We start from the raw sequence: 22,619 nt of genomic DNA, 5'->3' as shown, positions 1-22,619 counted from the left end.
TGCGCACGGATATCCACGTTCGTGTAGGTATTCACGGCGACGCTCGTGTGACGGGTTTTTGCCGCGCCGGGCCGAATCGGGCGTATGTCACAGCCGACCGAGCGGAACCGTCTCGACGGGGAGGCGAGCCCGTACCTCCAGCAGCACGCCGACAACCCCGTCAACTGGCAGCCGTGGGGCGAGGAGGCGTTCGAGCGCGCTCGCGAACACGACGTGCCGGTGTTCGTCTCTATCGGCTACTCCTCGTGTCACTGGTGTCACGTGATGGCCGAGGAGAGCTTCGAGGACGAGTCGGTCGCCGCGGTGCTCAACGAGTCGTTCGTCCCCGTCAAGGTCGACCGCGAGGAGCGGCCGGACGTGGACAGCACCTTCATGACCGTCTCGCAGCTCGTCACCGGCGGGGGCGGGTGGCCCCTCTCCGCGTGGTGTACGCCGGAGGGAGAGCCGTTCTACGTGGGGACCTACTTCCCGCCCGAGCCGCGCCGAAACCAGCCGGGGTTCCGCGATCTGTGCGAGCGCATCGCCGACTCGTGGGCGGACCCCGAACAGCGCGAGGAGATGAAGCGGCGCGCCGACCAGTGGACGACGAGCGCCCGCGACGAGCTGGAGTCGGTCCCGGATTCAGGGCCTGTCGGCGGCGCGGGCGACGCCGGCGATATGAGCGGCGCCGAGGCGCCCGGCCCCGACCTCCTCGACGAGGCCGCGGCCGCCGCGATCCGCGGGTACGACGACGAGTACGGCGGGTTCGGGAGCGGCGGCGCGAAGTTCCCGATGCCCGGCCGGATCGACGTGCTCCTGCGAGCGTACGCGAAGACCGGGAGAAACGCCGCCCTCACGGCCGCGACGGGCACCCTCGACGGGATGGCCCGCGGCGGGATGTACGACCAGGTCGGCGGGGGGTTCCACCGGTACGCCGTCGACCGGCAGTGGACGGTCCCGCACTTCGAGAAGATGCTGTACGACAACGCGGAGCTCCCGATGGCGTACCTCGACGCCCACCGGCTCACGGGCGACGCCTCGTACGCCCGCGTCGCGAACGAGACCCTCGGCTTTCTCGACCGCGAGCTCCGCCACGACGAGGGGGGGTTCTTCAGCACGCTCGACGCCCGGAGCCGACCGCCGGCGAGCCGACGCGGGGACGCGGGCTCCGACGGGAGCGGCCGCGACGACGACGCGAACGATGTCGAGGGCGCCTTCTACGTCTGGACGCCCGGCGAGGTCGACGCGGTCCTCGACGAGCCCGCGGCGTCGCTCGCGAAGGACCGGTACGGGATCGAGTCCGGGGGGAACTTCGAGCGCGGCACGACCGTCCCCACGATCGCGGCGTCGGTCGCGGAGCTCGCCGAGGCACACGACATGTCGACCGATGACGTCCGAGAGACGCTGACGGCGGCCCGCGTCGCGCTCTTCGAGGCGCGCGAGTCGCGGCCGCGGCCCGCGCGCGACGAGAAGGTGCTCGCGTCGTGGAACGGCCGGGCAATCTCCGCGTTCGCGGCCGCCGGGCGGGTCCTCGGTGAGCCGTACGCCGACATCGCGAGCGACGCGCTCGCGTTCTGCCGCGAGCGCCTGTACGACGAGGAGACGGGCGCCCTCGCGCGGCGGTGGCTCGACGGCGACGTGCGCGGACCGGGCTACCTCGACGACCACGCGTTCCTCGCGCGCGGCGCGCTCGACGCCTACTCGGCCACCGGCGACCCGGAGGCGCTCGGGTTCGCGCTCGACCTGGCGGAGACGATCGTCTCGGACTTCTACGACGAGGAGGACGGGACGATCTACTTCACGCGGGACCCAGACGAAACTGCCGGAGGAGACGGCGACGACACCCTCTTCGCCCGCCCACAGGAGTTCACCGATCGGTCGACCCCGTCGAGCCTCGGCGTGGCGGCGGAGACGCTCGCGCTCCTCGACGGCTTCCGGACCGACCGCGAGTTCGCGGAGGTCGCGGAACGGGTCGTGACGACTCACGCGGACCGGATCCGCGCGAGTCCGCTGGAACACGTCTCGCTGGTGCGCGCCGCCGACCGCGTCGCGTCCGGCGGGATCGAGGTGACCGTCGCCACCGACGCGGTGCCGGAGGCGTGGCGCGAGACGCTGGGGGAGCGCTACCTGCCGGGCGCGCTCGTCGCCCCGCGTCCCCCGACGGAAGACGGACTCGCGGCCTGGCTCGATCGGCTCGGCATGGACGAAGCCCCGCCGATCTGGGCCGACCGCGACGCGGTCGACGGCGAGCCGACCGCCTACGTCTGCGAGGGCCGGACGTGCTCGCCGCCGGAGACCGACCTCGACGCGGCGCTGGAGTGGCTGGCGGCGCGGGACTCGTCGGAGTAGGGCGGCGGCCGGAGACGGCACGTTTTACGCGCCCCGGCTCGGAGGGCGCCCATGGAGCGGCACGACCTTCTCTATCGCCTGTACGACGAGTTCGACGCGGAGAGCCTCCGGGAGCACCAGTCGTTCGTGGACCTCTTCCCGCCGGTCGACTCGCGAGTGGCGCTGGAACACTGGGAGGAGGCCGGCGAGGAGCTCGACCGGCTGAAACGGGGGATCCGCGAGTCGCTGCCCGCGGGCGCCACCTTCGCCGAGGTCGCGGCCTACGCCGACCGCGAGGCGGCGTTCACCGCGCTCGACCTGCACGCGCGCTACGGCCGCGCGGTCAACGCCCTGGTGTTGGACGTCGACGAGACCCTCCGGTCCGCGGGCGGCACGGACAACGAGATCCCCCGCGAGACCCTCCACATGCTGACGGTGCTGCACGACGCCGGCGTGCCGATCGTCATCTGTACCGGCCAGACGCTGGAGAACGTGAAGGGGTTCATGATCCAGGGGCTCGGCAACGAGCTCGTCCACTCCGGGCGCTTCTCGATCGTCTACGAGGCCGGCAACGGCGTGTTCACGCCCGGACACGGCTCGCGCACGAAGCGCCTGCTGTACGAGGACCTCGACGAGACCGTGCGCGGCGTCTTCGACGCGGTGCGGTCGCGCGTGCTCCCCGACGCGCCCGAGAACGTGCGCCGCGGCTGTCACCTCCAGGGCAACGAGTTCAACGTCACGCTGAAGCCGAACTTCGAGACCGGCGGCGCGGACGCCGAGGCCGTGATCGACGACGGGCTGGTCCACCTGATCGACCTGCTCGGCGAGGCGGTCGTCGACCGGATCGCCGGCGATCCCGGTGTGGGAGACGCAGACACGACCAACCTCGACGCGACCAACCTCGACGCGGACGACACCGACGCGGACGACACCGACCTCGCGGACCGCGGCGCGGCGTGGGCCCGCGCGCACTACGCGGCGGCCGACCCCGAGATCCGGGAGGTGCTCGAGACGGCGGAGGTCGACGACCCGGCCGACTCAGACGACGTGCCGGAGCCGGTCGCGGCGCTGTTCGACCGGATCGACGTGGGCTACTACCGCGCGGACGCCGCGGAGATCAGCTCGCTGGAGCTGGACAAGGTCGCGGGCGTCGAGGCGGCGCTCGACGTGCTCGACGTGCGGGACCCCTTCCTGCTGGTGATGGGCGACAGCAAGTCCGACCTCCGGGTGATGGAGTGGGTCGCCGAGCGGGACACGGGGGTCTCGGCGGCCCCGGAACACGCCTCCGCGGACGTCCTCTCGCACGTGCTTGACCGCGACGAGCTGGTGTTCGCCCGCGGGCAGTCCGCGACGATGCTCCGGACCGTCTACGTCTGTAACCTGCTCGCCCGCCTCGAGTAAGCCGCGGCGTAATTATATATCTCCGTCACCACGCATCCCTTATGCACGATTTCGTCGTCGTCGGCGCGGGGCCGCCGGGGTCGCGGTTCGCCCGGCGCGCCGCCGCGGCCGGCCGCGATGTCGTCGTCTTCGAGAAGGGGTCGGTCGGGACCCCGCTGGCCTGCTCCGGACACGTCTCCGACGACGTGTGGGGGTACGTCCCGGACGACGCCCGCGACGAGCTCCTCCAGAACCGGGTGTACGGCGCGCGCTTCCGCGTCGGCGGCCCGGGCTCGAAGGCGTACCCGTTTTATAAATCAGACCCCGTCTCGAACGTGATCGACCGCGTCGGGCTCGACCGCACCCTCGCCGACTGCGCGCGAGAGGCCGGTGCCGACGTGCGGGAGAACCACACGGTCGTCGGCGTCGACGAGCGGGCCGACCGGGTCGTCGTCGAGGTCCGGACGCCCGCGGGCGACGTGGAGGAGGTCGAGGCGCAGATGGTCGCCGGCTGCGACGGCCCGACCTCGCGGGTCCGCCGGTCGCTCGGGCTCCCCGAGCCGGACGAACTGCTCCACGGCGTGCTCGCGTTCGACGACGCACCCGACGCGGGCGACCTCGTCGACGTCCACCTCACCGCGCCGACGTTCTTCGCGTGGCGCATCCCCCGCGGCGACGCGGGCGTGGAGTACGGGCTCGCCGCGCCGCCGAGCGACGACGTGTCCGCGATGTTCGACCGGCTCACGGAGGCGTACGACGTGACGACCGACCACTTCTGTTCGGGGGCGATCCCGGTCGGCCCCCCGGACCGCGTGACCACGGACCGGGCGTTCCTGATCGGCGACGCCGCCGCCCAGACGAAGCCGTTCACGGGCGGTGGGATACTCTACGGGATGACCGCGGCCGACGTGGCGGCCGACGCGATCGACCCGCGGGACCCGGCGACGCTCGCCGACTACGAGTCCGGGTGGCGCGACGCGATCGGCACGGAGATCCGGCTCGGAAAGGGGATCCGACGATGCTACTCGCTCCCGGAACCCGTCCAACGGGCCGGTCTGTGGGCGCTGTCGGGCGAGATCGGCGTCCACATGGACCGACCGAGCTCCTTCTTCTCGCCGGGACACCTCAGAAAGCTGTTCTCGCGGAGCGACCCCGAGGAGGCGCCGCGGTAGCGGTCACCGGTCCGCGTCGTCGCCTACTCCTCGACGACTTCCGCGAACGAGACGTTCTCGCGGACGCTCGTGATCTCGACGGTCGGCTCGTCGCCCGGCTGGGAGTCCGGGACGATGACGACGTAGCCGCGCTCGATCTTCGCGATCCCGTCGCCCTTGTCGCCGAGCGTCTCGATCGTCACCTCTCGCACGTCGCCCTCGGAGACCGGGGGACCCGACGCCCCGGCGTCGCCCCTCGAGCGCGTCGTCGTCGTCGACGTGGGAGCGCCGCCGGCGCCGTCGCCGGCGACCGCGTGATCCGCGTTGCCGTCGGTCGCGGCGGCCGCGCCGTCGCCGCCCGCCTCGCGTTTGATGAGCGCCACGCGGTACGACTCGCCCGCCTCGATCGTCCCGTGTTCGACCTCCGTGGCGGGGATCGTGACGACGTGATCGCCGCCCCGCTCCTCGACAGTCCCGGTAAACAGACACTTCAGCGAATCCGTGAGTTCGACCATACCGACAGTAGTGGGTACGCCAATGAAAAACTCCCTATTTGTACGGCGGCGAAAGCGCCCTATCTGTCCGGCGACGGACCGATAAGCGTTCGCGCGGGTGCGAACCCCTCCGCAGAAGAACATAAACGTTTACCCTGTTCCGAATAAATCGGGGGCTATGAGCCGAAACTACGAGTCGCTCCACGACCCGAACGCGGAGTACACGATGCGGGAGCTCTCCGCCGAGACGATGGGGACGACGGGCACGCGCGGCGACGGACGCGACGTCGAGATCACTGACGTGCAGACCACGATGGTCGACGGGAACTTCCCGTGGACGCTGGTCCGCGTGTACACCGACGCCGGCGTCGTGGGGACCGGCGAGGCGTACTGGGGCGCCGGCGTGCCGGAGCTGATCGAGCGCATGAAGCCGTTCGTGATCGGCGAGAACCCGCTCGACATCGACCGGCTGTACGAGCACCTCATCCAGAAGATGTCGGGCGAGGGCTCCGTCGAGGGCGTCACCGTCACCGCGATCTCCGGGATCGAGGTGGCCCTGCACGACGCCGCCGGCAAGATCCTGGACGTGCCCGCCTACCAGCTGCTCGGCGGCAAGTACCGCGACCGGATGCGCGTCTACTGCGACTGCCACACCGAGGAGGAGGCGGACCCCGAGGCCTGCGCCGACGAGGCCGAGCGCGTCGTCGACGAACTCGGCTACGACGCCCTGAAGTTCGACCTCGACGTGCCGAGCGGCTTCGAGAAGGACCGCGCGAACCGCCACCTCCGCCCCGGCGAGATCCGCCACAAGGCGGAGATCGTCGAGACCGTCACCGAGCGCGTGAAGGACAAGGCCGACGTGGCCTTCGACTGCCACTGGACGTTCTCGGGCGGCTCCGCGAAGCGCCTCGCGGACGCCATCGAGGAGTACGACGTGTGGTGGCTCGAAGACCCCGTGCCGCCGGAGAACCTCGAGGTGCAGGAGGAGGTGACGAAGAACACCGTCACGCCGATCGCGGTCGGCGAGAACCGCTACCGCGTCACCGAGCTGCGCCGCCTCATCGAGAGCCAGGCCGTCGACATCGTCGCGCCCGACCTGCCGAAGGTCGGCGGGATGCGCGAGACCCGCAAGATCGCCGACGTGGCGAACCAGTACTACGTCCCGGTCGCGATGCACAACGTCGCCTCCCCGATCGCGACGATGGCGGCGACCCACGTCGGCGCCTCGATCCCGAACTCGCTCGCGATCGAGTACCACTCCTACGAGCTCGGCTGGTGGGAGGACCTGGTCGAGGAGGACGTCATCGAGGACGGCTACATCGAGGTGCCGGAGAAGCCCGGTCTCGGCCTCACGCTCGACATGGACGCCGTCGAGGAGCACATGGTCGAGGGCGAGACGTTGTTCGATCCGGCGTAAGCCGGATCGAGCCAGCAGCGCGGAGCGCTGCGTTGTTCGACGAAGCGTAGCTTCGTCGAGCGGCGTCCCGCGCGCCAGTTATAACCGGTCGACGACACCGCGGTTCTTTTTAAATACGACCGCCGCCGACCACGGAAACGTTCAATTCGTCGGGCGGTCTATCGCGGGGTATGGACACGACAGCCGCCGGAACGACGCCGCGCCCCGACCGAACCGAGGTGGCGAGCGCCCGTCCCTGAGGTCGTCGGCGTCGACATCAGCGGCCGCCACGAGGAGGCGGGCGGGTACCTGATGGTCGCGGCCGCGGTGCACGCCCGGATCGACTCGACGCGGATCCGGTCGGTCGAGGGCATGGGCTTCGCCGCCGCGCGCGAGGGGCCGACGCTCGACGCGACCGTCGCGCTCGCGGCCGAGGCGGTCGGAAACCTCCCGGAGCCGCCCGCGGGGCCGGTCGTCGCGGAGGGCGGCGAGTTCTACGAGGAGCCCGCGGAGCGGGTGGGGCTGAGCTTCCGACCCGAGTTTAAATACGTCGAGAGCATAGGAGAACGCGAAACAGTGCAGGCAGCACACCACGCCGCGTACGCCGCCCGGGACCTCCTGTTATGACCGGGGAGACCGAGGGTGCGGCATGACCGGGAGCGCCGAGGGGGTCGACATCGACGCCGAGCCGACCGCCGCCGAGCGGCGCGCGGTCGTCGCCAAGCGCGTCGAGTCAGGATCGGCGGACCTGACCGAGATCACCCAGCTCGCGGCCGCCGCGGGCTACGACGTGGTCGGCGAGCTCACCCAGACCCGCACCGAGGACGCCGCGTTCATGTTCGGGAAGGGGAAGGTCGCGGAGCTCCGCGACCTGGTCCGCCGGACCGAAGCGAACGCCGTGATCGTCGACAACGACGTGGGGCCGTACCAGACGTTCAACATCGGGGGCGAGCTCCCCGAGGGCGTCGAGGTGATCGACCGGTTCACGCTCATCCTCGAGATATTCGGCCAGCGCGCCAACACCCGGAAGGCGCAGCTGCAGGTCGAGCTGGCGGAGCTGCGGTACGAGCTCCCGCGCGCCGAGGCGAAGGCGAGCCTCGCGAAGCGCGACGAGCGCCCGGGGTTCATGGGGCTCGGCGAGTACGACGAGAGCGTCGAGCGCGACATCAAACGCCAGATCTCCGAGATCCGCGACGAGCTGGAGTCGATCGCAGCGAAGGAGGAGGCGCGCCGGGAGCAGCGCCGCGACTCCGGGTTCGACCTGGTCGCGCTCGCGGGCTACACCAACGCCGGCAAGTCGACGCTGATGCGCCGGCTCGCCGCCGAGATCGACGTCGACGAGAACGCCGAGCGGCACCCGGACCTCGACACGACCGCCGAGTCGCAGGACATGCTCTTCACCACCCTCGGCACCACCACCCGCCGGGCCGAGATGGAGAAGCGCGACGTGCTCCTGACCGACACGGTCGGGTTCATCGCGGATCTGCCCCACTGGCTCGTGGAGTCGTTCGAGTCGACGCTCGACTCGGTGTACCGCGCCGACCTCGTGCTGCTCGTCGTCGACGCCAGCGAGTCCGTCGAGGCGATGCGCGAGAAGCTCGTCACGAGCCACGACACCCTCTACGAGCGCAACGAGGCCCCGATCGTCACGGTGTTCAACAAGGTCGACCGGCTGGCGCCCGGCGAGCTGGCGGACAAGCGCGCCGCGCTCTCGGGCGTCGCGCCGGACCCGGTCGCCGTCTCGGCGAAGACGGGCGCGGGCGTCGCGGAGCTCCGCGACCGCGTCGAGTCCGAGCTCCCGGAGTGGGAGCGCGAGCGGCTCGTCCTCCCCCTCTCCGACGACGCGATGAGCCTCGTCTCGTGGATCCACGACCACGGCCACGTCGAGGAGGAGACGTACGCGGACGACCAGGTCGCCCTCGACTTCGAGGCCAAGCCGTCGATCGTCGCGCGCGCTCGGTCGAAGGCGGCCGGGCTCGCGCCGGCGGAGTCGACGTAGGCGGCCGGGCTCGCGCCGGCGGAGTCGACCTCGGTTCGGCCCGAGTCACCGCATTTCGATCCCGTCCGCGCGCCGGACGCTCGGACAAAGTATACATTCCTTCGCTTGCGAGATAGTATCATGGATTACGCCGGAGTCGACGGCCGGCGGGCGGACGGGACCGCCGCCGGCGACGAGGTCGTCGAGCCGCCCGCCGCGTTCAGCGACCGGGCCGTCGCGAGCGACCCGGAGATATACGAGGCGTTCGCCGAGGAAGGGCCCGAGGCGTGGCGCCGCGCCGCCGACCTGCTCGACTGGGAGCGCCCCTACGAGACGGTGCTGGACGACGAGAATCCGCCGTTTTATCAGTGGTTCCCGGACGGGCGGCTCAACGCCGCGGCCAACTGCGTCGACCGTCACCTCGACGAGCGGCGGAACCAGCTCGCGATCCGCTGGTTCGGCAAACGGGGGGAGCGTCGGTCGTACACCTACCTCGACCTCCACCGAGAGGTGAACGCGCTCGCTGCCGGGCTCCGCGACCTGGGGGTCGAGGAGGACGACGTGGTGACGCTGTACCTCCCGATGGTCCCGGAGCTGCCGATCGCGATGCTGGCCTGTGCCCGGATCGGCGCGCCGCACAACGTCGTCTTCGCGGGGCTGTCGGCGGAGGCGCTCGCGACCCGGATCGACGCCGCCGACTCGGAGTACCTCGTCACCTGCGACGGCTACTACCGGCGGGAGGACGCCTTCAACCAGAAGTCGAAGGCGGACAACGCCCGGCTCCGGGCCGAGGCCGACCTCTCGGCGACGGTGGTCGTCGACCGGCTCGGCGACGCGCTCGACGTGCCGCTCGGCGACGACGAACACGAGTACGAGGCGGTCGTGGCGGCGCACGACGGGGAGACGGTCGAGCCCGTCGCGCGCGACGCCACCGACCTCCTCTTCGTGATGTACACCTCCGGGACGACGGGGCGTCCGAAGGGCGTCGAGCACGCGACCGGCGGCTACCTCGCGCACGTCGCGTGGACGACCCGGAACGTCCTCGACGTGCGCCCGGACGACACCTACTGGTGCGCCGCCGACATCGGCTGGATCACGGGCCACTCCTACGGCGTCTACGGTCCCCTCTCCGTCGGGACGACCAGCGTCCTCTACGAGGGGTCGCCCGACTACCCCGACCGCGACCGCGTGTGGGACCTGATCGAGCGCAACGCCGTCAGCGTCTTCTACACCTCACCCACCGCGATCCGCTCGTTTATGAAGTGGGGCGCGGAGTACCCCGACGCCCACGACCTGTCGTCGATCCGCCTGCTGGGGACCGTCGGCGAGTCGATCACCTCGAAGGCGTGGCGCTGGTACCGCGAGCACGTCGGCGGCGGGGAGGCGCCGATCGTCGACACGTGGTGGCAGACCGAGACGGGCGCCATCTCCCTCGCGACCCTGCCGGGGGTCACGCCGATGAAGCCCGGGAAGGTCGGCCCGCCGCTGCCGGGGATCGACGCGCGCGTCGTCGACGAGGACGGCGAACCCGTCGAACCCGGCGAGCCGGGGTACCTCACGATCGCCGCGCCGTGGCCCGGGATGCTCCGCGGGCTCCGCGAGGGCGACGAGCGGTACCGGCGGGAGTACTGGCTGGAGGGCGAGGACGGGTGGCGGTACCGCACCGGCGACGGCGCCACCGTCGACGGGGACGGCTACGTCACGATCCTCGGCCGCGTCGACGACGTGATCAACGTTCGGACGCACCGGTTCAACACCGCGGAGCTGGAGTCGGCCATCGTCGAGGCCGACGGCGTCACCGAGGCCGCGGTCGTCGGCGACGACGACGGGCGGATCGTCGCGTACGTGACGACTCGAGGCGACGTCGACCCCGACGAGTCCCTCCGCGAGGCGATCGGCGAGCGGCTGGCGCACGCGGTCGGCGACGTGGCGCGCCCCGACCGGATCGTGTTCACGCCGGACCTGCCGAAGACCCGCTCGGGGAAGATCATGCGCCGCCTGCTGGAGGACATCGCCCGCGGCGACGAGTTCGGCGACGTGAGCGCCCTGCGCAACCCCGAAGTCGTCGGCGAGATCGAGTCTGCGGTCCGCAAAAAGTAACTATTACCAATTACTTATTAACTATTTAGAAACGACTGTAGGTTTCTTGTCACTCCGGGTCGTTTCACGCCGCATGAGTGGTCTCGTCTCGCGCTCGGCGGTCCACGCGCGGAAACGCGCGCTCGCCAAAACCCTCTGCTACCGCGCGCTCATGGTCGCGATCACCGTTCTCGTGGCGTGGGTCGTCGTCGGCGACGTCGGCGCCGCCGTGAACATCGGGCTGGTCGCCAACGTGGTGAAGACGGTAACCTACTACAGTTACGAGCGGCTGTGGGACCACGTCACGTGGGGTGTCGCGAACGGGGGGTGAGCAGTCCGGACGGACGCGGAGTAACGGTTGAGCCGCCCGGACGCGGAGCGGCTGTCACGGGGAGAGATTCGACACTCTCTTTTCGGCTTTTTCTGTGAAAGCGAAACAGCTCTGTGAGAGTGAGCACAGAGACGACCGCATCTGTCCAGGATCTCCCGACGCTATCCGGATACTGTCCTTTTAAACCCCGATCTACGGCGAAAGAGTTATTTCGGATTTTGAAGAGTATACGAAACGAATGGACCAGGGAGTGGACGCCGACGCGTACGAGGCGCTCGTGACGGCGGCGGAGACGTACCGCGCCGCGCTGGTCGTCCGCCTCGGCGGCGAGGCGGGGCTCCGGACCGGGGAGATCACGCGCGTCGCCCCGCGACACCTCCGCGAGACGGAGGGCGACGCGGACCTCTCAATCCTCGCGGTCCCGTCGGAGGACACGGCGGGAGGGGGAGAAACCGACGGCGCTCCCGAGACGGAGCCCGCGCCGCGAGACCGAAGCGGGATCGACCGCGAGACGGCGATTCCGGCGTCGCTGGCGGCGGAAATGCGGCGGTACGCCGAGAGCGCCGACCTCGGCGAGTCCGAGCCGTTCGTCGACGTGTCGCCCCGTCGGGTCCAGATGATCGTGAGCGAGACCGCCGAGCGCGCGGCGGCGCGGAGCGACGGTCTCGTCGGCCCGGACGTGACCCCTCGCGACCTCCGACGGACCTTCGCGCGGCGGCTCCTCGCCGACCGCGGCGTCGACCCGCACGCGGTCCGCGAGGCCGGGGGGTGGGAGACGATGGCGACGCTCGACGGGTACCTCGGACCGCTTGACGGCGAGGCGATCGCCTCGGCGATCGCCGGCGGTCGGGGTGGGTCGGCGGACGGGCCGGCGGACGAGTCGGCGCCGACCGCCCTCGGAGGGTTCGAGGCGCTCGCGGACGGCGACGACCGAGCGACACCCCTCGCGGCGGTTCCCGACGGCGTGACCGAGTCCGACCGCTGGGCCGAGGCGTGGGTCGTCCGCGGGACGGGGGACCGCGGGCGCGTCGAGATCGCGGGCGCGGCCGGCGTCGACCGAGAGACGCTCGTCGACCGCGGCGTCGACGGCGACGGGCCGTGGCGCGAGGCGGTCGAGGAGGAAGAAGCGATATCGACTGCGGGATCGCCCGCGACCGCCGGTCGACCGGCGGTCGCGGTACCCCTCCGGTACCGCGACGTGACCCACGGCGCGCTGTGCGTGGTCGCCGGCGGGGAGTCCTCTTCCGAAACCGTACCGTCCGTCTCGTCGGTCGAGCGCCGAGAGATCGCGGCGCTCGGACGGTGTCTCGGGTGGGCCGTGACCGCGGAGCGCTGGCGGGAGCTGCTCCACTCCGACGCGGTGACCGAGGTGGAGTTCCACACCGGCGACGAGGGGGCGTTCCTCGCCCGCGCGAGCGCGACGCTCGGCTGTCGGATCGAGCTGGCGTCCACGGTGGCCGTCGACGACGACGCCTCCCGCTTCTACCTCTCCGTCGAGGGGGCGCGGCCGCAGGCGCTGGCCGACGCGGTCGCGGGCGCGTCCGGCGTCTCCGACCTCCGCGTGATCGAGACGCGCGAGGACGGCTGCGACGTGTCCGCGCGCGTTGCGGGCGGGTCCGCGGTCCGGACCCTCACCGAGCACGGCGCGACCGTCCGCGACGCGACCGCGGAAGACGGGAGGGTCCGAGTGGTCGCCGACCTCCCGGAGGGCGCCGACGTGCGCCCCGTCGCCGAGGGGTTCCGGGACGCCTTCGACGACGCGCGGCTCGCGAGCAAGGAGTCGGTGGCGCGGGCGCCGCGGAGCGAGGACTCGCTCCGGGAGGGGGTCGCGGACCGGTTCACCGACCGCCAGTGGGCCGCGCTGTCGGCCGCGTACCACGGGGGGTACTTCGACTGGCCGCGGGGGAGCACCGCGGAGGAGGTCGCCGACGCCATGGACGTCTCCTCGCCGACGTTCCACAACCACCTCCGGAAGGCCCAGCGCCGGCTGCTCGACGAGCTCTTCGAGGACGGGCGGCGGGCCCGGCGCCTCGATCAGGGCTGAGTCGGTCCCGGGCGGTCGCGGCGCTCCGAATCGCCGCGCGAATCTATCACGATTTTTCGTATTTAGCGCCATCGTTTAAGGGGCGAGATCGGTTTGCTACAGAGCGTACCATGACAGAGGGAGACGGTCAACTGGAAGCGAGACTCGCAGAGCAGGAGGTGTTCGAGCCGCCGGAGTCGTTCGTCGAACAGGCGAACGTGTCGGATCCCGGCGTCTACGACGAGTTCGAGGAGAACTGGCCGGAGTGCTGGGAGGCGGCCGCCGATCTGCTCGACTGGGAGACGGACTACGATCAGGTGCTGGACGACAGCAACCCTCCCTTCTACGAGTGGTTCACCGGCGGCGAGCTGAACGCGTCGGCCAACTGCCTCGACCGACACCTCGACGAGCGCGGCGACGAGGCCGCGATCGAGTGGGTCGGCGAGCCGGTCGACGAGGACGACCGCACGTACACGTACGAGGAGCTGCACCGAGAGGTGAACGAGTTCGCGGCCGCGCTCCGCGAGCAGGGCGTCGAGGAGGACGACGTGGTGACGATGTACATGCCGATGATCCCGGAGCTGCCGATCGCGATGCTGGCGTGCGCCCGGATCGGCGCGCCGCACAGCGTCGTCTTCGCCGGGTTCTCGGCGGACGCGCTCGCGACGCGGATGAACTCCGCGGAGTCGGAGTACCTCGTCACCTGCGACGGCTACTACCGGCGCGGCGACCCCCTCGACCACCTCGACAAGGCCAACGAGGGGCTCGCGGGCGTCGAGCACGACACGACCACGGTCGTCGTCGACCGACTCGGGCCGAACGGCGACGGCTTCGGTCACGACCTCGGCGACGACCAGATCGACTACGGCGACCTCGTGGCGGACCACGAGGGCGCCGAGGTCGAGCCGGTCACCCGCGACGCCGAGGACATGCTGTTCCTGATGTACACCTCGGGGACGACGGGGAAGCCGAAGGGCGTGAAACACACGACCGGCGGCTACCTCTCGTGGGTGTCGTGGACCTCGCAGTCGGTCCTCGACATCAAGCCGGATGACACGTACTTCTGTTCGGCCGACATCGGCTGGATCACGGGTCACTCCTACATCGTCTACGGGCCGCTCGCGCTCGGGACGACGACGATGATGTACGAGGGGACGCCCGATCACCCGGAGCGCGACCGCCTCTGGGAGATCGTCGAGGAGCACGACGCGACCCAGCTGTACACCGCGCCCACCGCCATCCGGGCGTTCATGAAGTGGGGCGCGGAGTACCCCGACGCCCACGACCTCTCCTCGCTGCGGCTGCTCGGCACGGTCGGCGAGCCGATCAACCCGCGCGCGTGGAAGTGGTACTACAAGCACATCGGGGACGAGGAGTGCCCGATCGTCGACACGTGGTGGCAGACCGAGACCGGCGGCATGATGGTGACGACGCTGCCCGGTATCAAGGACATGAAGCCCGGGGCGGCCGGACCGCCGCTCCCGGGGCTCGACGTACAGATCCTCGACACGCTCGGCGACGAGGTAGAGCCGGGGAAGGCCGGCTACCTCACGGTACAGAAGCCGTGGCCCGGGATGCTCCGGACGCTGTACAACAACGACGAACGGTACATCGACGAGTACTGGGCGGAGTACTCGGACACCGACAGCGACGACCCCGAGGACTGGGTGTACTTCCCGGAGGACGGCGCCAAGATCGACGAGGACGGCTACATCACCGTGCTCGGTCGCGTCGACGACGTGCTCAACGTCTCCGGCCACCGGCTGGGGACGATGGAGATCGAGTCCGCCATCGTCGGCGTCGAGGGCGTCGCGGAGGCGGCCGTGGTCGGCGGCGACCACGACATCAAAGGCGAGGCCGTCTACGCGTACGTGACGACCGAGGACGGGTACGAGGGCAACGACGAGCTCCGCGACGCGATCGTCGCGGGCGTCGAGGACGCCATCGGCCCGATCGCCCGGCCGGAGCAGGTCGTGTTCACGCCGGACCTGCCGAAGACCCGCTCGGGGAAGATCATGCGCCGCCTGCTTGAGAACATCGCCGACGGCAAGGAGCTGGGTAACACCAGCACGCTCCGGAACCCGGAGATCGTCGAGGAGATCCAGCAGAAAGCGAAGAGCGAGTAGCCCACCGACGGATCCGTTTTCGAGACGCGAAACGAGAGACGACGCGCACGACACCGCGAACAAATATCACGATAAAATCGCATAAACGCACCACGACAATACACACCACAACACATGACAGATAATAGCTCACGTAATTCGGGCGACGCGGTCACCGACGGGGGCCGCGCAGCCGACGACGCGGTCACCGACGGTGGCCGTGCAGCCGACGACGCGGCCACCGACGGCGGCGTCGCCAGGGGCGCGGCACAGGAGCACAACGACACCGACTACCTCGGAGCGGAGGTGAACATCCTCAATCCGAGCACGCCGTATATGCGCGATCACCTCCGCATCGTCTGGTCGGGGTTCGCCGTCTGGGTCCTCGCGGTGTGGGGACCGGTGACCCTGACGCGGATCGCGCCCGGTCCGATGACGAGCCAGATGCCGATCTTGGGCTTCCCGCTTCACTACTTCCTCGTCGCGTTCGGCGCCCCGACCAGCGCGCTAATCTTAGCGTTCTGGTACTCGCGCAAGCGGGACGCGCTCGACGAGAAGTACGGTATCGACCACGCCGACGTCGCGGAGAGTAAGAGCGGTGCCGGGGTCGCGGCGGCCGACGGGGGGTCCGACGAATGACGGGGAGTTCGCTCCTCCTGCAGAGCGACCTCCTCCCGGAGGCGCTCGACATCTCGTTCAAGCTGGCGCCGGCGGTCCTCGTGATCGCGATGTTGGGGCTGTTCCTCACGATCGGGTTCGTCTTCCGCGTCGCCGACACCGAGAACATGTGGGTCGCCGGCCGTTCCATCGGGAACGTCGAGAACGGGATGGCGATCGGGGCGAATTGGATGTCGGCCGCCTCGTACCTCGGCATGGCGGCGTCGATCGCGCTCGCGGGGTTCTACGGGCTCGTGTACGTCGTCGGCTGGACGACGGGATACTTCATCCTGCTCATCTTCCTCGCCGCGCAGCTGCGCCGGTTCGGGAAGTACACGGCGCCGGACTTCGTCGGCGACCGGTTCAACTCCGACACCGCGCGCGCCATCGCGGCGGTGACGACGTTCCTCATCGGCTTCGTCTACGCCATCGGGCAGGCGAAGGGGATGGCGCTCGTCGGCCTGTACATCTTCGGCGATTACGGCGGTCTCATCCCCGGCCTCGACGGGTACCAGGTGATGGTCGTCGCGATGATGGTCGTCACCGTCGGCTACCTGACGCTGTCCGGGATGTTGGGCGCCACGAAGAACCAGGCGGTCCAGTACGTCATCCTCATCCTCGCGTTCGTCGTGGGGCTGTTCGTCGTCGGCTACACCAACGGCTACTCCACGGTGCTGCCGCAGCTCGAGTACGGAATGCTCATCAGCGAGCTCGGTAGCGAGTTCTCCGAGCCGTTCGCCTCGTCGAGCTACTACCTCTGGGTCGCCACGACGTTCTCGCTGATCGTCGGCACCTGCGGGCTCCCGCACGTGCTCGTCCGGTTCTACACGGTCGAGAGCGAGCGGACGGCCCGCTGGTCGACGGTCTGGGGCCTGTTCTTCATCTGTATCCTCTACTGGAGCGCCCCGGCGTTCGCGGCGTTTGGCACCGACCTCTACACCCAGAACGTCGGCGCGACGTACGGCGACCCCGGCATGACGAGCGCGGCCAGCGAGGTCATCGTCGTGCTGGCGACGCAGCTGTCCGGGCTCCCGGACTGGTTCGTCGGCATCGTCGCGGCGGGCGGTATCGCCGCGGCGATCGCGACGGTCGCCGGGCTGTTCATCGCCGGCTCCTCGGCGATCAGCCACGACATCTACACCAACATCATCAACGAGGACGCGACGCAGCGCCAGCAGATCCTCGTCGGCCGCCTCTCGATCGTCGCGCTCGGCGCGCTGACCACGCTGGCCGCGCTCAATCCCGCGTCGTCGATCGCGGCGCTCGTGGGATACGCGTTCTCGCTCGCCGGCTCCGTCCTGTTCCCGATGTTCTTCCTCGGCATGTGGTGGGAGAACGCCAATCGGCAGGGAGCGCTCGCCGGCATGACGACCGGGCTGACGCTCTGGTCGATCCCGATGATCAACGAGATCGTGCCGAACTACGTCGGCGGTCTCGAGGCGCCGCTGTCGGCGGGGCTGGCGACGTGGATGCCCGCAATCGGCTCTGCGCTCATCACGCTCCCGGTCGTGTTCGTCGTCACCATCGCCGTCTCGATGGCGACCGACGAGCCGTCGCTCGAGACGAAGCGGATCGTGCGGCAGTGTCACAGTCCCGAACCGATGGGACAGCAGGAGACCGCCGAGGACGTCGTCGCCGACGGCGGCGAGGACGTCGCAACAGATGGGGGCCGCGCAGTTGACGACGACGAAGCCACGGAGGAGCGATAATGTACGACCGAATCCTCGTCCCCACGGACGGAAGCGATGTCGCAGAGGCCGCCGTCGACCACGCGCTCGACCTCGCGGAGAAGTATGACGCCGAGGTCCACGCGCTGTACGTGGTCGACATCGACTCGGTGAACTTCAGTCTCGGGACCGAACAGGTCGACCGGCTCAAACAGGGTCGGTTCGAGGAGATGGGAGAGCTGAAAGAGCAGGCCGACGAGGCGACCGGCGTGGTCGCCGATCGCGGAGCCGAACGCGGCGTCGATATCGTCGAACACGTCTCCGGCGGCCGGCCGCACAAAGTGATCGGCGACTACGCCGAGAACCACGATATCGACCTCATCGTGATGGGGAGCCACGGGCGCGCCGGCGTCCGCCGCGCGCTCCTCGGGAGCGTCACCGAGCGGACACTGCGCTCCACGCACGTGCCCGTGCTCGTCGTCGACTACCTCGAGGAGGACTGAATCGGCGCCGAGCGCGCGCCCCGTCAGGGGGCGCTCGGCCTGCACCGTTCCGGAACACCGACGTATTTCGACGACGACGTTCACCCATGAGCGACGCCGAGCACATCGACGAGCCAGACGCGGACGAGAGCCTCGCCGACCGGGTTCGGTCTCACGTCAGCGAGAACCGCGGCGGGATGCTCTACGACCTCGCCTTCGCGGTCGTGTGGGTGACGGCCGTCTCGCTGCTGTACGACTTCGCGTTCTCGAGCTCCCCGCAGTGGGTGTTGTACATGTTCATGCTCGCCGGGATCCCCGCCTACTTCGGGTTCTTCATGTCGTTGGAGATGGCGAAGTCGGGGCAGTGAGTCGTCGGACCGTTCAGTTCCCGACCGTCCGGATGTCGTCCACGTCGAGCAGCGACTCGTCGGGGTCGAGCGCGGTCCGATAGGTCGCCCGCGCCACCGTGTCGACGGCGAGCGGGCGACGCTCGCCGAGTCGGTCCGCGATCGGCGGTACGGACGCGATCAGCCGGACCAGCCCGTCGACCGCTTTCGGGAAGTGCGGCTGACCGGGGCCGTACACCGGACCGGGTCGGAGCGCGACCGCGTCGAGCGCGAGGTCCGCAATCGCGGCCTCCGCGCGGCGCTTCGCCGTGAGGTAGGCGTTCCGAACGCCCGGAGGTTTCACCGACGCGGAGAGGAAGACGAACGTCTCGACGCCGGCGCGCTCGGCCTCGAGCGCCGCGATGATCGCCGCGTCGCCGTTGACGCGCTCGAAGGTGGCTCCCTCCGCGGGCGACTCGGTGAGCGTCCCGACGGCGTGGACGACCGCGTCGACGCCGTCGAGGCGGCTCCGCCACGCGTCGGGCCGGAAGAGGTCGGCGCTGGTCCAGGAGACTGCGTCGGTCCAGGGCGCGTCGGTGGGCGGGCGACCGCCCCGGGAGACGCTTCGGACCTCGTGGCCGTCGCGGACGGCGATCCGACACACCTCGCGACCGATGAACCCGCTGCCGCCGACGACGAGGAGGGTGGTCATACCCGGTGATCGTCGCCCAGCGACGTTGTCGTTTCGGTCGCCCGACGGTTCGGGAGCCGAAACCGGATACATCCCGCCGAAAGCGGATCTAAGTGCTCAATTCGGGCGTTTCGGGAAGGCACGCAACACTTATACATTAGTCGGGAGTTGGTACGGCTGCGATGGCGACAGGCAAGGTCGATTTCTTCAACGACACCGGCGGCTACGGATTCATCGAGACTGACGACGCTGACGAGGACGTGTTCTTCCACATGGAAGACGTCGGCGGCCCGGATCTCGAGGAGGGACAGGAGGTAGAGTTCGAGATCGAGGAGGCGGACAAGGGGCCGCGCGCGACGAACCTCACCCGGCTGTAATCGCCGGTCTCGACGCGCTCGGACAGCTCTCGAAACACGTTCTGTGTATATCGCATTCCGAGCGGCCGCGCCGGGGTATCGCTCGCCGAGCGGGGATCGCTCACACGGACGCCGACGACGCACGCCGCCGCACCGTTTTTATACTCGCTCGTCCCCCTCGCTCGTCGCCATTTAAATAACACGTCGCCGACGGTGCTCCGTGACACCAAGCCGAAGAACTGTAAACGCGATCCGAATTCCTCGACGTTTACGAACGATTATGATAGATTCGGCGAAACGGTCGCACATGGAGTTCCAGCTAACGGACGAGCAGAAGCAGCTGCGCGAGGAAGTCCGCCGGTTCGCGGACGAGGAGATCCGGCCGGTTGCGACCGAGTACGACGTCGCCGAGGAGTACCCGTACGAGGTGATGGAGACGGCCGCCGACATGGGGCTGCTCGCGCCGCACGTCCCGGTCGAGTACGGCGGCGTCGGCTACTCCTCGCTGGAGAACGCGATCCTCACGGAAGAGCTGTTCGCGGCCGACCCCGGCATCGGCCTCTGCGTCTCCAGCGCCGGCTTCGGGGCGGAGGCGCTGATGGAGTTCGGGACGGACGAGCAGAAGGAGCGCGTCCTCCCGGAGGTGACCGCCGGCGACGCGGTGATGGGCTCGGCCATCTCGGAGCCGCAGGCGGGCTCGGACGTGACCTCGGTGGCGACGCACGCCGAAAAAGACGGCGACGAGTGGGTGATCAACGGCTCGAAGATGTGGATCACGAACGGCACCGTCGCCGACTACTTCGTCGTCGTCTGCGAGACCGACCCCGAGATCGACGACCGCTACTCGGGCTACTCGCAGATCCTCGTCGAGGGCGACCGCGACGGACTCGCCCGGGACAAGATCACCGGGAAGCTCGGGATCCGCGCGAGCGACACCGCCGAGCTCCGGTTCGACGACGTGCGCGTCCCCGACGAGAACCTGATCGGCCAGCGCGGGATGGGCTTTTTACAGCTCATGCAGTTCTTCGACGAGACGCGCACCGCGGTCGCCGCGCAGGGCGTCGGGATCGCCCGCGGCGCGGCCGAGCGCGCGCTGGAGTACGCCGAGGAACGCGAGCAGTTCGACCGCCCGATCAGCGACTTCCAGGCGATCAAACACAAGCTCGCGGAGATGCACACGAACACCGAGGCGGCCCGCTGGCTCACCTACCGCTCGGCGTGGGCGGTCGACAACGAACCGGGGGATCTCACCGCGCTCGCATCGATGGCCAAGGAGTTCGCCTCCCGGACCGCGGTGGAGGTCGCCGACGAGGCGGTCCAGGTCCACGGCGGCGCCGGATACGTCAACGACCACGACGTCGAGCGGCTCTACCGCGACGCCAAGATCACCCAGATCTACGAGGGGACCACGGAGATCCAGAAGAACATCATCGCCCGCGAGCTGCTCGACGAGGGGATCTGAGCGACGACCTCCCGGACCGCTCCGGACCCCGATCGGTATTTAAAAACTACCGGCCGGCGTACGAGTTCTCATGGGCGACGACGCGAACGCGGCACCGGGTGAAGACGCGGGGCCAGGAGCGAGGGTTTCGACCGAGCCGGGCGCGAGAGAGGACACGGGTGTCGTGCGTTCAGACGGAGAGGCTGGCGAACTGGTCGACGACGCGGACCCCGAGGAGCGCCTCAAGCGCCAGCGCGACGATCTCAGACTGCTGAACCAAGTGATGCGCCACGACATCCGTAACGACCTCCAGCTCGTCGGCGCGTACGCCGAACTGCTCGACGACCACGTCGACGGGGAGGGCGAGGAGTACTTGGACGTGATCAAGCGGAACACCCAGAGCGCCGTCTCCCTGACCACGACGGTCCGCGACCTCGCCGAAGTGATGCTCCGCGAGGAAACCGAGCCGAGCCGCGTCTCGCTCGCTCGGGTCCTCTCACAGCAGGTCGAGGAGGTCCGATCGGCCTACTCGGAGGCCGTCTTCACCGCTGAGGGATCGTTCCCCGGCGCGGACGTTGTCGCCGACGAAATGCTGAGCTCTGTCTTCCGGAACCTCCTGCGGAACGCGGTCCAGCACAACGACGAGACGCCGCCGAAGGTGACGGTCTCGGCCGCGGTCGACGAGGCCCGCGGCGTCGCCGAGGTGCGCGTCGCCGACAACGGCCCGGGGATCCCCGAGAGCCACCGGGACGAGGTCTTCGGGAAGGGCGAGAAGGGACTCGACAGCCCGGGCGCCGGGATCGGGCTGTACCTGGTCCGGTCGCTCGTGGAGATCTACGATGGGGACGTGTGGATCGAGGACAACGAGCCGAAGGGCACGGTGTTCGTCGTCAGGCTCCCGCTGGCGGCGTAGCGGGCGGTCGCGTCGGTCGCGGCCACGTAGGCGCGGTGTCCTCCCTCGGGCCGAGTTCTCACTCCCCGCCGTACTCCATCGCGACCGAGTTGATGCAGAACCGCTTGCCGGTGGGCTCGGGGCCGTCGTCGAACACGTGGCCCAAATGGGAGTCGCAGTTCGCACACCGGACCTCGGTGCGGCGCATCCCGTGGCTGGTGTCGACCGTCGTCGTCACCGACTCCTCCTCGGCGGCGTAGAAGGCGGGCCAGCCGCAGCCGGACTCGTACTTCGTCTCGGCGTCGAAGAGGACGGTCCCGCAGGCCCGACAGCGGTACTCCCCGTCGTCGGGGTGGTGGTCGACGTACTCGCCGGAGAACTTGGCCTCCGTGCCGCTCTCGCGGAGCACGCGGTACTCCTCCTCGGAGAGGCGCTCGCGCCACTCCGCGTCGGTCAGCTCTCGCGGGTCGACCGCGTCGCCCTCGTCGGTCTCGCTCATACCTCCGATACGGCCCCCACGGGCAAGGGGGTTGCGGCGGTCTCGACGGGAGCGGCTGCTCCCGCTCTGCGGCCACAAGCCGTATTCGGGTGCGCACCGATCGACGACCATGGCACGCGAAGTCACGCACGAGGAGCGCGGACCGGTAAAGCTCGACGAGTCCGACATGGGTGACGACGGCATGATCTACGTCTGTCAGTGCGGTCTCTCTGATTCGGAGCCGCTCTGTGACGGCTCGCACAACGCGACGACGGACGAGGTGGACGGGGTCGTTTATAAATATGCGAACGACGACGCCGACGGCGAGCGTCGCCAGATCGGCGAGGTCGCGGACGAAGGCGAGTAAAAGGGCTATCCCCGCGGG

General features: G+C 69.6%; 21 protein-coding genes. 18 read left to right on the top strand and 3 right to left on the bottom strand.

What is annotated here, in order from left to right; all coding sequences use genetic code 11:
• The first annotated feature begins 84 nt into the window (after positions 1-84).
• From C469_RS02230 to C469_RS02220, 3 genes are read left to right on the top strand one after another with little or no spacing between them, the layout of a single operon-like run.
• Positions 85-2,328, top strand: a complete 2,244-nt coding sequence (locus C469_RS02230; protein WP_008003464.1) for a thioredoxin domain-containing protein — start codon at positions 85-87, stop codon at positions 2,326-2,328.
• A 51-nt stretch (positions 2,329-2,379) separates the two neighbouring features.
• On the top strand, positions 2,380-3,708 hold the full coding sequence (locus C469_RS02225; protein ID WP_008003463.1) for a hypothetical protein: 1,329 nt from the start codon (positions 2,380-2,382) through the stop codon (positions 3,706-3,708).
• A gap of 41 nt (positions 3,709-3,749) precedes the next feature.
• Complete coding sequence (locus tag C469_RS02220; protein WP_008003462.1) at positions 3,750-4,859, top strand: geranylgeranyl reductase family protein; 1,110 nt, start codon at positions 3,750-3,752, stop codon at positions 4,857-4,859.
• A gap of 23 nt (positions 4,860-4,882) precedes the next feature.
• Here the strand turns inward: C469_RS02220 and C469_RS02215 are convergent, their stop codons facing one another.
• Positions 4,883-5,353, bottom strand: a complete 471-nt coding sequence (locus tag C469_RS02215; RefSeq protein WP_008003461.1) for a TRAM domain-containing protein — start codon at positions 5,351-5,353, stop codon at positions 4,883-4,885.
• Positions 5,354-5,510: 157 nt separating this feature from the next.
• Here C469_RS02215 and C469_RS02210 point away from each other — a divergent pair, with 157 nt between their 5' ends.
• From C469_RS02210 to C469_RS02160, 11 genes are all read left to right on the top strand, one after another.
• Complete coding sequence (locus tag C469_RS02210) at positions 5,511-6,749, top strand: mandelate racemase/muconate lactonizing enzyme family protein (RefSeq protein ID WP_008003460.1); 1,239 nt, start codon at positions 5,511-5,513, stop codon at positions 6,747-6,749.
• A gap of 255 nt (positions 6,750-7,004) precedes the next feature.
• Positions 7,005-7,355 carry a DUF2209 family protein gene (locus C469_RS02205; RefSeq protein WP_082230085.1) on the top strand — a complete coding sequence of 117 codons (351 nt, stop codon included), beginning with the start codon at positions 7,005-7,007 and terminating at the stop codon, positions 7,353-7,355.
• 22 nt (positions 7,356-7,377) lie between these two features.
• Positions 7,378-8,727 carry a GTPase HflX gene (hflX, locus tag C469_RS02200; RefSeq protein WP_008003458.1) on the top strand — a complete coding sequence of 450 codons (1,350 nt, stop codon included), beginning with the start codon at positions 7,378-7,380 and terminating at the stop codon, positions 8,725-8,727.
• 120 nt (positions 8,728-8,847) lie between these two features.
• Positions 8,848-10,806, top strand: a complete 1,959-nt coding sequence (gene acs / locus C469_RS02195) for an acetate--CoA ligase (RefSeq protein ID WP_008003457.1) — start codon at positions 8,848-8,850, stop codon at positions 10,804-10,806.
• A 73-nt stretch (positions 10,807-10,879) separates the two neighbouring features.
• Positions 10,880-11,116, top strand: coding sequence for a DUF2061 domain-containing protein (locus C469_RS02190; protein WP_008003455.1), 237 nt, complete (start codon positions 10,880-10,882; stop codon positions 11,114-11,116).
• 238 nt (positions 11,117-11,354) lie between these two features.
• Positions 11,355-13,160 carry a bacterio-opsin activator domain-containing protein gene (locus C469_RS02185; RefSeq protein WP_008003451.1) on the top strand — a complete coding sequence of 602 codons (1,806 nt, stop codon included), beginning with the start codon at positions 11,355-11,357 and terminating at the stop codon, positions 13,158-13,160.
• 110 nt (positions 13,161-13,270) lie between these two features.
• A complete protein-coding gene (gene acs, locus C469_RS02180; RefSeq protein WP_008003450.1) occupies positions 13,271-15,265 on the top strand; it encodes an acetate--CoA ligase in 1,995 nt (664 codons plus the stop codon).
• 114 nt (positions 15,266-15,379) lie between these two features.
• Positions 15,380-15,883: a DUF4212 domain-containing protein gene (locus C469_RS02175; protein ID WP_008003449.1), complete on the top strand. Its 504-nt coding sequence runs from the start codon at positions 15,380-15,382 to the stop codon at positions 15,881-15,883.
• Entirely contained in the window at positions 15,880-17,610 is a 1,731-nt protein-coding gene (locus C469_RS02170; protein WP_008003448.1) for a VC_2705 family sodium/solute symporter, read from the top strand. The genes C469_RS02175 and C469_RS02170 overlap by 4 nt, the downstream gene beginning before the upstream one ends.
• Positions 17,610-18,071, top strand: a complete 462-nt coding sequence (locus C469_RS02165; protein ID WP_008003447.1) for a universal stress protein — start codon at positions 17,610-17,612, stop codon at positions 18,069-18,071. The genes C469_RS02170 and C469_RS02165 overlap by 1 nt, the downstream gene beginning before the upstream one ends.
• A gap of 86 nt (positions 18,072-18,157) precedes the next feature.
• Entirely contained in the window at positions 18,158-18,418 is a 261-nt protein-coding gene (locus C469_RS02160) for a hypothetical protein (protein WP_008003446.1), read from the top strand.
• A 13-nt stretch (positions 18,419-18,431) separates the two neighbouring features.
• Here the strand turns inward: C469_RS02160 and C469_RS02155 are convergent, their stop codons facing one another.
• On the bottom strand, positions 18,432-19,088 hold the full coding sequence (locus tag C469_RS02155) for an NAD-dependent epimerase/dehydratase family protein (RefSeq protein ID WP_008003445.1): 657 nt from the start codon (positions 19,086-19,088) through the stop codon (positions 18,432-18,434).
• A 161-nt stretch (positions 19,089-19,249) separates the two neighbouring features.
• Here C469_RS02155 and C469_RS02150 point away from each other — a divergent pair, with 161 nt between their 5' ends.
• The 3 genes from C469_RS02150 (at position 19,250) to C469_RS02140 (ending at position 21,777) form a co-directional block, all read left to right on the top strand.
• Positions 19,250-19,444: a cold-shock protein gene (locus C469_RS02150; RefSeq protein ID WP_004045866.1), complete on the top strand. Its 195-nt coding sequence runs from the start codon at positions 19,250-19,252 to the stop codon at positions 19,442-19,444.
• Between the two features lie 286 nt (positions 19,445-19,730).
• Positions 19,731-20,885 carry an acyl-CoA dehydrogenase family protein gene (locus tag C469_RS02145; protein ID WP_008003444.1) on the top strand — a complete coding sequence of 385 codons (1,155 nt, stop codon included), beginning with the start codon at positions 19,731-19,733 and terminating at the stop codon, positions 20,883-20,885.
• Positions 20,886-20,955: 70 nt separating this feature from the next.
• Positions 20,956-21,777, top strand: a complete 822-nt coding sequence (locus tag C469_RS02140) for a sensor histidine kinase (RefSeq protein WP_008003443.1) — start codon at positions 20,956-20,958, stop codon at positions 21,775-21,777.
• Positions 21,778-21,835: 58 nt separating this feature from the next.
• Here C469_RS02140 and msrB read toward each other — a convergent pair whose 3' ends face one another.
• The gene (gene msrB / locus C469_RS02135; RefSeq protein WP_008003441.1) at positions 21,836-22,255 is read right to left on the bottom strand and encodes a peptide-methionine (R)-S-oxide reductase MsrB; all 420 of its coding nucleotides are present in this window, start codon (positions 22,253-22,255) and stop codon (positions 21,836-21,838) included.
• A gap of 109 nt (positions 22,256-22,364) precedes the next feature.
• Here msrB and C469_RS02130 point away from each other — a divergent pair, with 109 nt between their 5' ends.
• The gene (locus C469_RS02130) at positions 22,365-22,601 is read left to right on the top strand and encodes a CDGSH iron-sulfur domain-containing protein (protein WP_008003440.1); all 237 of its coding nucleotides are present in this window, start codon (positions 22,365-22,367) and stop codon (positions 22,599-22,601) included.
• Positions 22,602-22,619: the final 18 nt, after the last annotated feature.

The organism is Halorubrum lipolyticum DSM 21995 (genome assembly GCF_000337375.1).
Taxonomy (GTDB): domain Archaea; phylum Halobacteriota; class Halobacteria; order Halobacteriales; family Haloferacaceae; genus Halorubrum; species Halorubrum lipolyticum.
Note: the sequence above shows the minus strand (reverse complement) of the source record. Positions and strands in the feature narration are given on the sequence as shown.